The organism is Actinoplanes sp. NPDC049598 (assembly GCF_040675435.1).
Lineage (GTDB): Bacteria > Actinomycetota > Actinomycetes > Mycobacteriales > Micromonosporaceae > Actinoplanes.
On the sequence record NZ_JBFAOX010000014.1, the window covers coordinates 174,464 to 188,084 of the forward strand.

Genomic DNA, 13,621 nt, shown 5'->3' on the forward strand with positions numbered 1-13,621 from the left:
TATGAGGCGACTACCGTGCGGTTCACAGTTTTCGGCGCCACCGGCCCGATCGGCCGGTCTTTTCTGCGCACCACGGCCGACCGGGGTATCGACACCGTGGCGTTCGTCCGGGACCCGGCCCGGCTCGCGGGCGCCCCGGCCGGCCGTATCGTGACCGGCGACGTGTTCGATCAGGCTGGGGTTCGCGCCGCGGTAACGGGATCGGATGCCGTCCTCGTCGCCTTCGGGCTGAAGCGGGACCGGCGGACCCCGCTCTATTCCGACGGCACCCAGACGATCGTCGAGGCGATGGAGTCCGCCGGTGTCCGCCGCCTGCTGGTCATGTCCGAGGCCTCCTACGGCCGGCACGTCACCGGCGTGCTGAACCGGCTGATCGTCGGAGCCTACGGCCTGCTCAACGCCCCGGCGCTGGCCGAACGGCGACGGCAGGACGACGTCGTCGCCCGCAGCGGTCTGGACTGGACCATCGTGCGCGGCCGGGTCATCTCGGATCTGCCGTCCCGCGGGCCCATCCCGGTGCGGTTGAACCCGCACGGGCGCGTGACCGACCGGACGGCCGGCACGGACCTCGCCCGTTTCATGGTGGACATCACCGCCGACGTCACCACGTTCAGCCACAACGTCTATCCCTGACCCGTGGAAGCGGGCACAGCCGAGAGCTCATCGCCTTCAGCGAACGACGAGTTCATCACCAAGGGAGAACGGTATGACCGAGGTCGACTATCTGGTCGTCGGCGCAGGCACGGCGGGGATGGCGTTCACGGACGAGCTGATCAGCAATTCGGGCCACACCGTGTTGATGGTCGATCGCCGGCATGCCCCCGGAGGGCATTGGAACGACGCCTACCCGTTCGTGCGGCTGCACCAGCCGTCCGCCTTCTACGGCGTGAGTTCACGCAACCTCGGCGCGAACCGCATCGACGAGTGGGGCCCGAACGCGGGTCTGTACGAACGCGCTACCGGTCTCGAGGTCTGCAGCTACTACCAGTCCGTTATGCAGGAGCGCTTCCTGCAGTCCGGGCGCGTCACCTTCCGTCCGATGACCGAGTGCCGGACGGGCGACGGCGCCGCGACCCTCACCTCGCTGCTGACCGGTGAGTCGTCCGAGATCAAGGTGCGTAAGAAGATCGTCGACGCGCGTTATCTCGAAGGCTCCATCCCCGCCACGCACCGTCGCTCGTTCGCCGTCGACGAGGACGTCCGCTGCATCCCGGTCAACGAACTGGTTCATGCCGATCACTGGGCCGATCGCTACGTGGTCATCGGTGGCGGCAAGACCGGCATGGACGCGTGTCTGTGGTTGATGGACAACGGAGTGGCCCCCGAGGCGATCCAGTGGGTCCGTCCCCACGACGCCTGGATCATCCCCCGGGAAAAGGTGCAGCCGCTGGACCTGATCCCCACTTTCCTGATCTCGTGGGCGGAGAGCGTCGAGGCGTGCGCCGCCGCCTCCGACGTGACTGACCTCTTCCGGCGCCTGGAAAGTCACGGGCATCTCACGCGGATCGACCTCTCGGTCGACCCGACGATGTACCGGGCGGCCAGCGCGAGCAAGGGCGAACTTGACGCTCTGCGCCGCATCGAGCGCGTGACGGCCGGGGAGCACGTGAGGCGGATCGCCAGTGACCGGATCCACCTGGAGCACAGCGACACCGCCGTGTCCGGCCGACCGCTCTACGTCGACTGCACGGCCGCCGCGATCACGACGCCGCCGGAACGTCCCGTCTTCCAGGACGGCCGGATCACCATTCAAACCGTCCGCGCGCCGAGTCCCTCTTTCAACGCCGCGCTGGCCGGCTATCTGGAGGCCACCCGTGACGACCCGGCCGAGCAGAACTATTTCGCCCCGCCCACCCGGCACCCCCGCATCGCGGCCGGCTGGATCCGTAACCGGCTCAACTCGATGGTGGCGGCCTCCCGGTGGAGCGAGGCGGCCGACATCGCCCGGTGGGTCGGGACCACCCGACTCAGTATCACCGCCGGCGCCGGGAAGTTCGCCGGTGAGCCCGAGGTGGCCGCGGCCCTGAAGACATCCGAGACCCTCAACGAGGCCGCCCGGCAGAATCTGGCGACCTTGGCGGAGTCGGTCCCGGACAGCTGACCGCCGATAGTTGTCTCCACCCCCGGTTCGGCGTGCCGCCCCCGACTGGAGCTCAGACCCGGCGAGTTTCCGGAGAAGTGTTATCCGGCTCCCGCAGGTGGCGTCTCCCAGTAGCTGTTCGCGACAAAAACCACCTAGATGGGATTGTCCATGCGCGTCCGTACGATGGCCTCGGCCGGCGCTCTCGCGCTGGCCGCCGGCGCCGCCCTCGTGGCCGGCAGCCTGCATCACAACGCCTTCGCCGCCGACTCCCTGTCGGCCGGCAAGCCCGCCACCGCGTCGAGCGTCACCGCCGGCAACAGCGCCGCCCGGGCGTTCGACGGCGACAGCGGCACCAGATGGGAATCGGCGCAGGGCGTCGACCCGCAGTGGCTCCAGGTCGATCTGGGCTCGGCGCAGTCCGTGGGCCGGGTCGAACTCGACTGGGAGCGTGCCGCCGCCAAGGCCTACGCCCTTCAGCTGTCGGACGACGGCAGCGCCTGGCGGACGGTCTATTCCACGACGACCTCGACGGGCGGCAAGCAGAGTGTGCCGGTGAGCGGCACGGCTCGTTTCGTCCGCATGTATGGCACCGAGCGGACCACCCAGTACGGCTACTCCCTGTACGAGTTCCGGGTCTTCGCGCCCGACGGTACCAATCCACAGCCGATCACTGGTGTTTCCCTCATCGACGACACCACGCGTGAGCCGGTGTCCGGATTCGCGCCGGTGAGCGACGGTGCGACCGTCGATCTCGGTCAAATGCCCCACCGCACCCTCAGCCTGCGAGCCGACACCTCTTCGGGTTCCGGCATCGGCAGTGTGTCGTTCACTCTCACCGGCGCCAAAGGCAGCACCTACACCGGGGTCGAGAGCAAGGCGCCGTACTTCCTGTGCAACGACTTCGTCGACTGTCCACAGCTGCTCGTCGCGGACTCGTACACCCTGACCGTTCAGGCGTACTCGGGCGCCGACCGCCAGGGCGCCGCCCTCGGGGCGCCATTGACCCTGCACTTCGCGGTACGCGACGCCGCCGCCCCCGCCGGCGCCCTCGACGCCCTGTTCATCGGCAACAGCCTCATCGGCACCCGCACCGGCGCGACCAACCAGGACACCGCGGACGTCGTCAAGAGCCTGACGGCGAAGACCGGACGGGCCGTCACCATCACCGAGGTCAACCACTTCGGCAACACCCTGCAGGAGACCTGGGACGCGGGCGAGGTCAAGGGCGCGCTCGCCTCGTCGAAGAAGTACGACGTCATCCTGCTGCAGGAGCAGAGCACCCTGGTCGCGAAGAACTACGCGGCCGCCGAGAAAACGCTGCTGAACACCTACGCCCCGGTCATCGTCAACAACCTCAAGCCCGGTGGCCGGATCCTGCTGTTCGAGAACTGGGCCCTGGCCGACAACGCCGGCTTCCCCTCGCGGGCAGCGAACGTCGCGGCCATCGAGGCCGGCTATGCCCGGCTCTCGGCCGGGCTGACCTTTCCGAACGAGATCGTGCCGATCAGCGACGCCTTCGAGAAGGTGATCGCGGACGACGGCACCTCGAGCCTGATCGTCGCGGACGGCCGGCACCCGAACGACAAGGCGATCTACTTGGACGCCGCGGTGCTCTACGGCTCGCTGTTCAAGACGTCCCCGGCAAGCCTCGACAACCTGTACCTGCCGGCGACCACCGCAGCCCGCCTGCGATCCGTCGCCGCCGACGTGCTCGGGCGCTGACCATGTCGGCGCGCTGAACGAACCGGCGGGGAAGGGACACGCATGTGCCCCTCCCCCGCCGGGCATACTCACGATGCGGACGTGCCACGCACCGCTTCGTTCAGATCCGAGAGAACAGTGCGCAGCGCGCGGAGCGCGTAGAAGGCCCGGGACTTGACGGTCCCGAGCGGTATGTCCAGAAGGACAGCGGTGTCCGCGGTCGAGTGGCCTCGCAGATACAACAGCTCGATCACGTCGCGTTGCTCGGGCCGGAGCCGGCTCAGCCCCTCGGCGACCACAATGGTGTCGACGACCCGATCCGCGTGGTCGCCGATGGCTGTCTCGACCGATGACGGGCCGACTTCGGTCGCCCGTACGGCCCGGGCCCGTATCCGGTCGGTGACGATGTTGCGTACGACCACCAGCAGCCAGGCCCGGAGCGAACCGCGTTCCTCGTCGAGGTCCCCGGCCCGACGCCACGCGCGGACCAGCGCTTCCTGAACCACGTCCTCCGCACCGCTGCGATCGTGGGTGAGCTTGACGGCGTAACCGAGCATCACGGCGCCGTGCTCCCGCCAGATGCGCCCGATCAGCGCTTCGTCGGGGCTCGGGCAGCGCTCCAGCGCCGGCGTGGTCATCCTCGTCCTCCGGTCAGCGGCGCCGCCCCGGTCGTCGGCGCACCACTCCCCACGACGGACGGGCTCGCCCGAGGATCACCGAAGGGGTGGACGGTTTTCCCGGGCGACGTGGCCCCGGCCACGGCAGTGAGAGATCGAGCCGGTATCCGTACGGCGGTCGTCTGTGTGCTGGATCACCTGTAGCGATCGGGGTGGCTCCGCACATGTACTGCCGGATGCGACCGCGTCCGCGACCGACGGGAGCAGTGAATGACGACAGCCACCCTCGACCGGGCGCCGCTCGCCGGCGGGCCCGGGCGCCTGCGCGAGCGAAACCCCCGGTTGTACGCGCTGGACGGGTTGCGGCTGTTGTGCGCGCTGGCTGTGGCGGGCTACCACTTCGGGGATTCGTGGCGACTCGACGGCGTGCACCCGCCCACGTACTTCCTGCCGCACGCGGCGCCGGTGCTCATCTACGGCTTCCTGGGCGTCGAGGTCTTCTTCCTGATCAGCGGATTCGTCATCCTGATGAGCGGCTGGGGGCGGACCGTCCGGCAGTTCGCCGCCTCCCGCGCCGCACGCCTCTATCCCGCCTTCTGGGCCGGCGTGCTGATCACTGCCGTGGTGAGCGTCGTGGTGCCGATCAGCGGCGGCCTGCCGTTCGCGCCGACGGTGGCCGGCCCCGACGTGCTGATCAATCTGACCATGCTGGCCGAGCCGCTGCACCGGCCGCTGGTCGACTCCGTGTACTGGACGCTCTGGGTCGAGTTCCGCTTCTATCTGATCGTCGCCTGCCTGCTCGCCGCGGGCGTCACCGATCGGCGGATGAAGGCGTTCGGCACGGTGTGGCTGGGTGCCGCTCTGGTCATGCCGGCCTTCCCCGGGGCGTCGCTCGAGCAGGTGGTGATGCCGGACTTCGCGCCCTACTTCATCGCGGGCATGACGATGTTCCTGCTGCGCCGAGACCGTAGCGACCGATGGCTGTGGGCCCTTCTGGTCGCGTGCTGGCTGATCAGCCTGCATCACGTGCACGTTCGCGCCCTGCAGCTCAGACCGGGCTTCGAGGTGCCCACCTGGCCGGCCCCGGTCCTGATCACCCTTGCTTACGCGGCGCTGCTGGCCGTCGCGCTCGGCGCCACCGACCGGGTCGGCTGGCGCTGGCTGGGCACCGCCGGAGCGCTCACGTACCCCTTCTACCTCCTGCACCAGCGCATCGGCTACAGCCTCATCCGTACCGTTCACCTCAAGACCGGGCTACCGGCGCCGATAGTGATCACAGGGGTCGTCCTGATGCTGCTCGCGGTGTCCTGGTCGGTTCACCGCCTGGTCGAGCGTTCCCTGGCCCCGCATGTCCGCGATCTCGTGCTGGGCCGGCGGCGGGCCCCCGCCCGGCCGTGAACCCGGGAGTCGCACCATGACCGAGTCCGAAGCCGCCTTTCGCGAGCTCTTCGCGGCTGCGTACGACGACCTGCTGGTGTTCGTCGAGCGCCGTACGGATCTGGCCGAGGCCGACGACGTGGTCGCCGAGACGTTCCTGGTGGCGTGGCGTCGCCTGCGCGACGTGCCGGAACCACCCGACGAGGCCCGGGCCTGGCTGTTCACCGTCGCCCACAACATCCTGCGTAACCAGCGGCGCAGCCTGCAGCGGCAGCGCCAGGTCGCCCTGCGCGTCCTGCGGGAGCCCGACGACGACCGCGACGTCACCGACGCCGACGCCGTGGCCGACCGGATCGACCTGGCCCGGGCCTGGCAGCGCCTGTCCCCCGCCGATCAGGAGGTCCTCACGCTGACCGCGCTGGAGGAGCTCACCGGCCCCCAGGCCGCCCGCGTCCTGAACATCTCCCGGACAGCGTTCAGCCTTCGGCTGGTCCGTGCCCGCCGTCGTCTCCGGAACCACCTGCGCCACTCGCCCGACCCGGGCTCGACCGCCCGTCCGTCGCCTGTCCGAACCGCCTTGCCGGGAGGCCCCGAATGACACACTCCGACGACCTCGACCAAGCGATCCGCGACGCCGCCACACCGGTGGCCCGGCGTGTCGGCCAGGAACCGGCGAGCCGGCTGCTCGAACGAATCGTCAGCACCGAGCGGCGAGCGGACCGCAAGCCGGCCACGCCACGCCCGGCTCTCGGCCGGGCCCGCCTGGCCATGGCGGCGTTGGCAGCGGTCGTCGCCGCCGGCGCCTTGACCGTCGGCTCCTTTCACGACGAGCCCGCGTACGCGTCGTGGACCCCGGACCCCGAACCGCTGCCGGCCGCCGACGCCCGGCAGATCATGGACCACTGCTCGTCCGGGCCGGAAGCGGGCCCGGAACGGGCCGCGCTGGGCGAACGGCGCGGCGACTACGCGTACGTGATCACCGTGGCGCCGAGCGGGAGCCGCACGTGCTTCCGGGATCACGACGGCAAGGTGCGGCAGGCCAGCATCCTGACGGTACTGGCGACCTCTCGGCAGCTGGGCGCCCGGGGCGTCGACATGTACGCGTGGCCGCAGCTCGCCACCGACGAGGGCTACGTCCGGTTGATGGCGGGCCGCGTCGGGACCCAGGTCACCGCGGTCGACATCACCGTCCGCCCGCAAAGCCGCGACTCGGCACGACGATTGCACGCCACGGTTCGCGACGGCTACTTCGCCGCCTGGTATCCCGAAGGAAGGGAGGAAGCCAACAGCAACATCACCACGCTCACCCTGCACCTCGAGGGCGGAGGCGCCATCGGCGACCTGTCCGCTTCCGACCTGTACGAGAACCCGAAACTCGACTGATCCGCCTGAGGCGCCGTCAACGTTTCGTAGGCGTTGCGTCTGCACCCGGCTGGTGCACTGGGACCATGACCGACACGATGACCGATCGCTCCGCCCTGGCCGCTCTGACCGACCAGGCCGCCATCACCGACACCCTCCACCGGTACACCGCCGGGCTCGATCTCAACGACGCCGACCTGCTGACCTCCTCGCTGACGGAGGACGCCACGGTCGATCTGGGCCCGGCGATGCGCCGCATCGGCTACGACTTTCCCCCACTCACGCCCCGCGACTCCGTGGTCACCAATCTGATCGCCGCGGTCGGGCCGCTGGACACCAGTCACGCCATCAGCAATGTGCGCGCCTTCGTCGACGGGGACACCGCCAGGGTGTACGCGTACGCCCAGGCCCAGCACTACAAGCCCGGTGTGGGCTCGGACCCGGCGGTGACCCGGCACGCGCTGATGATGAACCGGTACACCGCGACCATGGTCCGCGACGGCAGCCAGTGGCGCATCCAGCACCTCGACATCGCCAACGCCTGGTTCGACGGCGACGCGACCATGCTGCTCGGCGACTGAGCCGCCACCGGCCGGCGGCATTGATCGCCGATTGAACTTTGCCTATCCATTCCCGTCGATGTCGGTGAGTACCTGACCGAGCAGAAGGGTGTCACCGCATGCCATCGTCGCGTCGAATGCACAGCCACTGGTGGGCCGGCCCGGCCGTTGTTCTGGCCGGCCTCCTTCCCTTGATCAGCCCGGGCGCACCCGCTCGGGCAGTGCCCGCCGGGTGCCCGGCGCCCGTCAGCCGGCTCGTCACCACGACCGGTATCGACGCCTTCTCCGTCGCGCTCGACGAGAAGGGCGGGTTCTATCTCAGCTCGGCGACCGGCGAACTGAGCCGGGTCGACCTCGCCACGGGTGTCTCGAGGACCATCGCGACCGGTCTCGGCAACCTGCGCGGCGTGGCCACGGACGGTCGCGGGACCGTCTACGTCGCGGACTTCGGCGGAAAGGTGCTGGCCGTCGACGCCGCCACCGGGCGCCACCGCGTCCTGGCCCAGGGCCTGGGCAGCGTGCTCGGCGTCGCCTTCGGCAACGGGAAGGTCTACGCGAGCGGAAGCGGCAGTGACGACACCCTGTGGGAGCTCTCCCCGGGTTCCGCCCCACGGGCCGTGGCTCATGGCATGAACGCGGTGACCGACATCGCCGCCGATCGCCGCGGCGGGATCGCCCTGGTCGAACTGACGGGCGACGTGTACCGCATCGACATCCGGACCGGCGCCCGGCAGGACTTCACCACGCCGGCCGACCTCTACGAACCGATCAGCGTCCAGGCCGGCCCGGACGGCCGCATCGTCTTCGCCACCGGAGCCAACGAACTGCACGTGATCGATCCGGCGACCGGCTGGATCTCGGCGCCCTGCCCCTCGGCCTCGGCCCACGACTTCGCGCTCGACGGCCGGGGCAACGCCGTCGTGCTGAGCGTGTCGGACGGCAAGATCTCGTACGTCCGGCACCTGGTGAGCTGACGCCGGCCTCGCTCTGACGACGGCCCAGGCGATCGTGGCGACATCGTGCCGGCAGCTCGCCACAGCTTGCCGAGCCCGCCGCCGATCACGCCTCGGCCGATCGTCGTTACTCTCGTCGTGGTCTCTCAGGCCGCGCTGCGGGTGACCGCGTCCCGGACGGCGTCCAGGCCGTCCGGGTGCGTGACGATCGGCTTGTAACCGAGTTCGGCAACGGCCTTGTCGGTGCTCAGCGTGCAGGTCTGCGCCAGGAACCACCGGGCGGGAACGGGGACCACGCGCGCGGCGGTCTCACCGTCGATCTCGGGGATCGTGGCGTCCACTCCGTGGAACTCGAAGATCGTCTCGAGGAAGTCGCGGAGGCTGACCCGCTGCTGATCGGTGATGAAGTACGCGTGGCCGGGCCGGCCGTTCAGCCATCCCAGAATGAGACCCTCGACCGCGTTGTCGACGAAAGTGACGTCGGTGATGTGCCGGCCACCGTCGATCCAAGCGAACTCGCCGTTGCGGGCCGCATGCACGAGACCGTCGACCAGGGAGCTCTCGGGTCCCCACACGAACCGCGGCCGGATCGACACGGTGGCGAAGCCCGGCGCGTTCGCCGCCAGGACCAACGCCTCGGAGTCGGCTTTCGTCGCGCAGTAGGCGGCTTCGGAGTCCGGCCGCAGCGGCGCGGTCTCGTCGACGTCGATGAGCGACTCGCCGGCCAGGAGAGCGGATTCGCTGCCGCAGTGCACGAAGCGGGCGACTCCGGCGCGCCGGGCCGCTTCCAGGGCGGCCCGGGTGCCGCCCACCGTGATCAGCTCCTGGCGCTCCCGATCGGCCGTGATGTCGGTCTCCGCCGCCAGGTGGAACAGCACCTCGCTGCCCTGGACGGCGGCCCACCAGGTGTCGGGATCGGTCAGCTCTCCGCGAACCGGCTGGGCGCCCAGCGCGGCCACGACGTCAGCGGACGCCGCACTGCGGACCAGGACCTTGACGGTGTGCCCGTCGGCCAGCAGGCGCTTGACCAGTCGCCGGCCGATGAAGCCGGAACCGCCTGTGATGAACGTCTGTGCCATGTCGTTCTCCTCGGTCGAAGTGATCTCCAACTAGTGCAGCAACCGGTCCCCGCCGACCCTTCCCTCAGGAACATTTAGCTTTCGGGGGTCCGCGATAAGATTTTCGGATGGCTACGCTGCGAGCACTGGAATGCCTGGTCGCGGTCGCGGACACGGGATCGATCACCGAGGCGGCCCGGCTGCTGCACTCGTCGCAGCCCGCCGTGTCGCAGCAGATCGCCACGCTGGAGCGCGAGACCCGTACGCCCCTGCTGCGCCGGGAATCACGGGGCGTCTCGCTCACTCCGGCCGGGCGCACGGCCGTCGCGGACGCGCGGCGAGCGATCGACGCGGCCGCCTCAGCGGTACGCGCGGCCCGGGCCACGGGTGAGGTGGGCGGCGGATCGCTGCGCCTGGTCTGCGCGCAGAGCCTGACCGTGCCGCTGCTCGCCCCGGTGATCCGCGCCTGGCACCGGCACCGCCCGCACGTGGCCGTCACCATCAGGGAGGCCGTCACGCCGGACGGTCTGTTCGAACTCGTCGAGGCGAACGAGGTCGATGTCCTCGTGCTGCCGGGCCCGGTGGAGGGCCGTTTCGTCTCCACCGTTCTCGCCGAGGAGGAGATCGTGCTGACGGCGCCGCGAGGCCACCGGCTGGCGGCGAGGACATCAGTGACGCTTCCCGGGCTCGACGGTGAGGACCTGGTGCACTTCGCGCCGGAGAACGGACTGAGCAGCTGGCTCGACCGGGCGCTCAGCGCCGCCGGCGTTCGCCTGCGGCCGGTGGTGAGAACGGCGGTCACCTCCGCGGCGCCCCAGCTCGCGGCGGCCGGTCTCGGCATCGCGATCAGTCCCGTCAGTGCCGTCACCGCGGGTTTCCCGGGCGTGGTCCGCTCCTTCTCGCCCCGATGGGCCAGGCAGCTGGTCGCGGTTACCCCGGGCGAGCCCGACCCGCTGGTGAGCCGCTTCATCGCCGATCTGCGCACCCGCGGTGTACGGGTGCCCCGGGATGTGAAGAACCAACTCGAGGGTGGCCTATCCGGAGGTCCGGGTCACATCACCCAGGCTCTGTCCTGATCCGTGCGCTCGGACCAGCTGCATCCGTGAGGTGTAGCCGAGCTTCCGGAGGATCCGGGTGACGTGGGTCTGCACCGTCCGGGGTGAGAGGAAGAGCTCCCTCGCGACCTCCGGGTTCGAGCGGCCCTGGGCCACCAGTTCGGCCACCCGGCGCTCGGCGGCGGTGAGCGTCTCCCGGCCCGCGGCCGGTCGCTGGTCGAGCGTGCGGCTGCCCCGCCGGATGCCGTAAGCACGCAACCGGGCGTCGGCGCGGCGCAGATCTCCGGCCGCGCCGAGCGCGAAGTAGCCCCGTACGGCCTCGTTGAAGGCCTCGCGCGCGTCGCCGGCGTTGCCGGCGGCGGCCAGACGGACAGCCAGCTCCTCGGCGGTGAACGCCGCCATGTACCGCCAGCCGTGCCCCGCATAGAGGGCAACCACCTCGCGCAGCTCAGTGGTGTCGTCCTCGAACTGGGCGCGGGTCAGCCGCGCCGCCGCGTGTTGCATCGGGAGAGCGTCGGCCGCCGCGGCGTCCTCGGCCGCCGCGGCGACGGCCGTGGCCGCGAGGCGCCGGTCGCCGACGGCCAGCGACAACCGGGTCAGGCTGGGCAGCCACATGTAGCGTTCCCGGCCCTCGATGCCGATGGCCGGTTCCACCCACGTCGCGAGCAGGTCGGCGGCCGTCCGCTGGTCGCCGTCCGCCTCCGCCCGCATGGCTTGCGCCGCGACCAGGTAGCCCGAATAGATGCGGGTGTCCGCGCCGGCGACGGTGATCGCCGACCCCGCCGCCAGGTCGAGCGCGGCCTCGCTCCATCGCTGCTGATGGGCCAGGATCAGGGCGGCTTGGCCGTGTCGGCCCATGCGCAGCGCGGCGGGCAGTTCGTCGGGCATCAGACGCAGGTACGCCAGCGCGTCGTCCCAGTCCCCGAAGTCGTAACTGCCCATGGCCACGCCGAGCACCAGCATCGCGGCCCGGTTGCGCCCGGTGCGCCGCACCAGCTCCGGAACGGTCCGGGCGGCCTCCCGGAACTCCTCCGGGCGGCCGAGGTTGTTCAGGGCCGCCAGACGGTTGTTGAGCAGCATCATGTGCAGCGCCGGTCGTTCGGCGGTCACCCCGGCCGTGTCGAGCGCGAACAGCGCCGCGTCCAGATGGGCCAGAGCCACGCCCGGGTCGTGCCCGACGGTGGCCAAGGCCTGGTGGGCGTACCCGACGGCCACGGCGTCGTCGGCGGCTTCCGCCTCGGCCAGCGCCCGGCGTCCCTCGGCCTCGCCGTCCATGACCGCACCGCTCTTGAGCAGGTACAGGGCCCGACGGGAACGGATCCAGGCCCGCCTTCCGGCTGTCAGCCGCGGATCGGCCAGGGCCTTCTCGCTCAGCGCGAGCGCCTGCGGGAAGCGTCCGGTCCGGTTCGCCACGGCCAGCCGGGCCAGCCAGGCGTCGGCCCGGCGGGCCGGATCGGCCGATATGCGCAGCACCTCGGCGGCCACCTCCTCGGTCTGCCCGTCCCGGCCCAGGGCCTGCACGATCGGCAGCAGCCGGGCGGCCAGCACCTCGCGGAGCCCGGGCGGCGTGGTCGCGCCGTCGAGGGCCGCGGACAGCAGCACGGCGGCGGGCTCGGGCGAGACCCGCAGGACCCACTCGCGCAGCTCGGCCAGCCAGGCCGCGACCCAGAGCGGCTGCGGACCGGGCGCCGCGAGCAGGTGCGCGGCAACCGAGGAGAACGGCACGCCGTGCTGGGCCAGGGCCTCGGCGAACTGCTGGTGCAACGCCGTGCGCAGCGAGGCCGACAGCTCGTCGGCCAGCGCCCGGCGGATCAGGCCGTGGCGGAAGGCGAGCCGCCCGTCGCCGGTCTCGACGATCACGGCGGCGGCATGCGCCTCCCGCAGGCTGTCGACCATGCCGGCGGCCGGCCGGTCGAGCACGATGGCGAGTTCCTGCGCGTCGAACTCCCCGCCGAGCAGGGCGGCCATCCGCAGCAGGCTGTGGGCCTCTTCGCTGAGCAGCCGCAAATGCCGGTGCAGGGCCGCACCGAGCGAGGCCGGTGGCTCAGCCGCGCCCGTACGCATCTCGGCCTCGCCACCCCGGTCGACGAGCAGCCCCTCGTGAACCAGGGAGCGCGCGAGCTCGGACACGTAGAGCGGATTGCCTCCGGCCTCGGCGACCAGCGCACGCAGCCCCGGCCCCGGTCTCGTGCCCAACTCACGGGAGAAAAGCTCGAACGCCTCGCCGGGGTCCAGCGGATCGAGCTCCATCACCGTTCCGCCCGCCGCGAGGACGGCCGTCCGGGGGTGCCACGTCCGGCGGTCGATGTCGGGTGCGGTGGCGGCCGTCGCGACCAGCAGGATGCGGTGATGCGACGCCTCGCGGATCAGCCGCAACCACGTCGTCAGCGAATCCGGGTCGGCCCATTGCAGGTCTTCGAAAGCGATCAGGACCGGGCCGCGAACGCTCCGGCGGAGCACGTCGTCGACGATCTCCTCGACCGCCACCAGGATCGGATCGGGGCCACCGGCAGTGCTGACCGCCTCGGGTGCCTTGTTGCCGAACAGGGCGGCGAACAGACGCAGCGGGAAGGTCTGGAGCGCCTCCTCGGCCACGGCCCGGTAGACGTCCACGCCCTCGGCCCGGGCCACGTCGATGGCCGCTTCGAGCAGGGCGGTCTTGCCGATCCCGGGCTCACCCTCGAGCCAGAACAGGCCGCCCCGGCCCCGGCGCAGATCGCGGATCGCCCCGGTCAGCGCGCCCAGTTCCGGCGCGCGGCCCAGCAGCGGATCCATACGATCATTATAGGTTCGGCCGACCGGGGCCGAGCATCTCGATACCCTGCTGCTGGGCGACGGCTGCGAGCGTGGTGGGA

The 13,621-nt window shown here is 70.9% G+C and carries 12 protein-coding genes; 9 read left to right on the forward strand and 3 right to left on the reverse strand.

What is annotated here, in order from left to right; translation table 11 throughout:
* The first annotated feature begins 15 nt into the window (after nucleotides 1-15).
* The 3 genes from AB0J66_RS29875 to AB0J66_RS29885 all read left to right on the forward strand — a co-directional run bounded on the left by AB0J66_RS29875 (nucleotide 16) and on the right by AB0J66_RS29885 (nucleotide 3,805).
* Entirely contained in the window at nucleotides 16-633 is a 618-nt protein-coding gene (locus tag AB0J66_RS29875) for an NAD(P)H-binding protein (protein ID WP_364667491.1), read from the forward strand.
* A gap of 73 nt (nucleotides 634-706) precedes the next feature.
* On the forward strand, nucleotides 707-2,101 hold the full coding sequence (locus tag AB0J66_RS29880; RefSeq protein WP_364667493.1) for an NAD(P)-binding protein: 1,395 nt from the start codon (nucleotides 707-709) through the stop codon (nucleotides 2,099-2,101).
* A 150-nt stretch (nucleotides 2,102-2,251) separates the two neighbouring features.
* Complete coding sequence (locus AB0J66_RS29885; RefSeq protein WP_364667496.1) at nucleotides 2,252-3,805, forward strand: discoidin domain-containing protein; 1,554 nt, start codon at nucleotides 2,252-2,254, stop codon at nucleotides 3,803-3,805.
* Between the two features lie 68 nt (nucleotides 3,806-3,873).
* Here AB0J66_RS29885 and AB0J66_RS29890 read toward each other — a convergent pair whose 3' ends face one another.
* A complete protein-coding gene (locus AB0J66_RS29890; protein ID WP_364667499.1) occupies nucleotides 3,874-4,422 on the reverse strand; it encodes a sigma-70 family RNA polymerase sigma factor in 549 nt (182 codons plus the stop codon).
* A gap of 249 nt (nucleotides 4,423-4,671) precedes the next feature.
* Here AB0J66_RS29890 and AB0J66_RS29895 point away from each other — a divergent pair, with 249 nt between their 5' ends.
* The 5 genes from AB0J66_RS29895 (at nucleotide 4,672) to AB0J66_RS29915 (ending at nucleotide 8,674) form a co-directional block, all read left to right on the forward strand.
* Nucleotides 4,672-5,799: an acyltransferase gene (locus AB0J66_RS29895; RefSeq protein ID WP_364667502.1), complete on the forward strand. Its 1,128-nt coding sequence runs from the start codon at nucleotides 4,672-4,674 to the stop codon at nucleotides 5,797-5,799.
* Nucleotides 5,800-5,815: 16 nt separating this feature from the next.
* Complete coding sequence (locus AB0J66_RS29900) at nucleotides 5,816-6,376, forward strand: sigma-70 family RNA polymerase sigma factor (protein WP_364667504.1); 561 nt, start codon at nucleotides 5,816-5,818, stop codon at nucleotides 6,374-6,376.
* Nucleotides 6,373-7,161, forward strand: coding sequence for a hypothetical protein (locus AB0J66_RS29905; protein WP_364667506.1), 789 nt, complete (start codon nucleotides 6,373-6,375; stop codon nucleotides 7,159-7,161). The genes AB0J66_RS29900 and AB0J66_RS29905 overlap by 4 nt, the downstream gene beginning before the upstream one ends.
* Before the next feature lie 65 nt (nucleotides 7,162-7,226).
* Nucleotides 7,227-7,721 carry a nuclear transport factor 2 family protein gene (locus AB0J66_RS29910; RefSeq protein ID WP_364667509.1) on the forward strand — a complete coding sequence of 165 codons (495 nt, stop codon included), beginning with the start codon at nucleotides 7,227-7,229 and terminating at the stop codon, nucleotides 7,719-7,721.
* Between the two features lie 116 nt (nucleotides 7,722-7,837).
* Nucleotides 7,838-8,674, forward strand: coding sequence for a hypothetical protein (locus AB0J66_RS29915; protein ID WP_364667512.1), 837 nt, complete (start codon nucleotides 7,838-7,840; stop codon nucleotides 8,672-8,674).
* A gap of 125 nt (nucleotides 8,675-8,799) precedes the next feature.
* Here the strand turns inward: AB0J66_RS29915 and AB0J66_RS29920 are convergent, their stop codons facing one another.
* Nucleotides 8,800-9,732, reverse strand: coding sequence for an NAD-dependent epimerase/dehydratase family protein (locus AB0J66_RS29920; protein ID WP_364667515.1), 933 nt, complete (start codon nucleotides 9,730-9,732; stop codon nucleotides 8,800-8,802).
* Between the two features lie 107 nt (nucleotides 9,733-9,839).
* On the opposite strand from AB0J66_RS29920, the gene AB0J66_RS29925 reads away from it, so the two are divergent.
* Nucleotides 9,840-10,787, forward strand: coding sequence for a LysR family transcriptional regulator (locus AB0J66_RS29925; RefSeq protein ID WP_364667518.1), 948 nt, complete (start codon nucleotides 9,840-9,842; stop codon nucleotides 10,785-10,787).
* Here the strand turns inward: AB0J66_RS29925 and AB0J66_RS29930 are convergent.
* Nucleotides 10,746-13,541, reverse strand: a complete 2,796-nt coding sequence (locus AB0J66_RS29930; RefSeq protein ID WP_364667520.1) for an AAA family ATPase — start codon at nucleotides 13,539-13,541, stop codon at nucleotides 10,746-10,748. The two genes, AB0J66_RS29925 and AB0J66_RS29930, sit on opposite strands and share 42 nt — an antisense overlap.
* Nucleotides 13,542-13,621 lie beyond the last annotated feature (80 nt).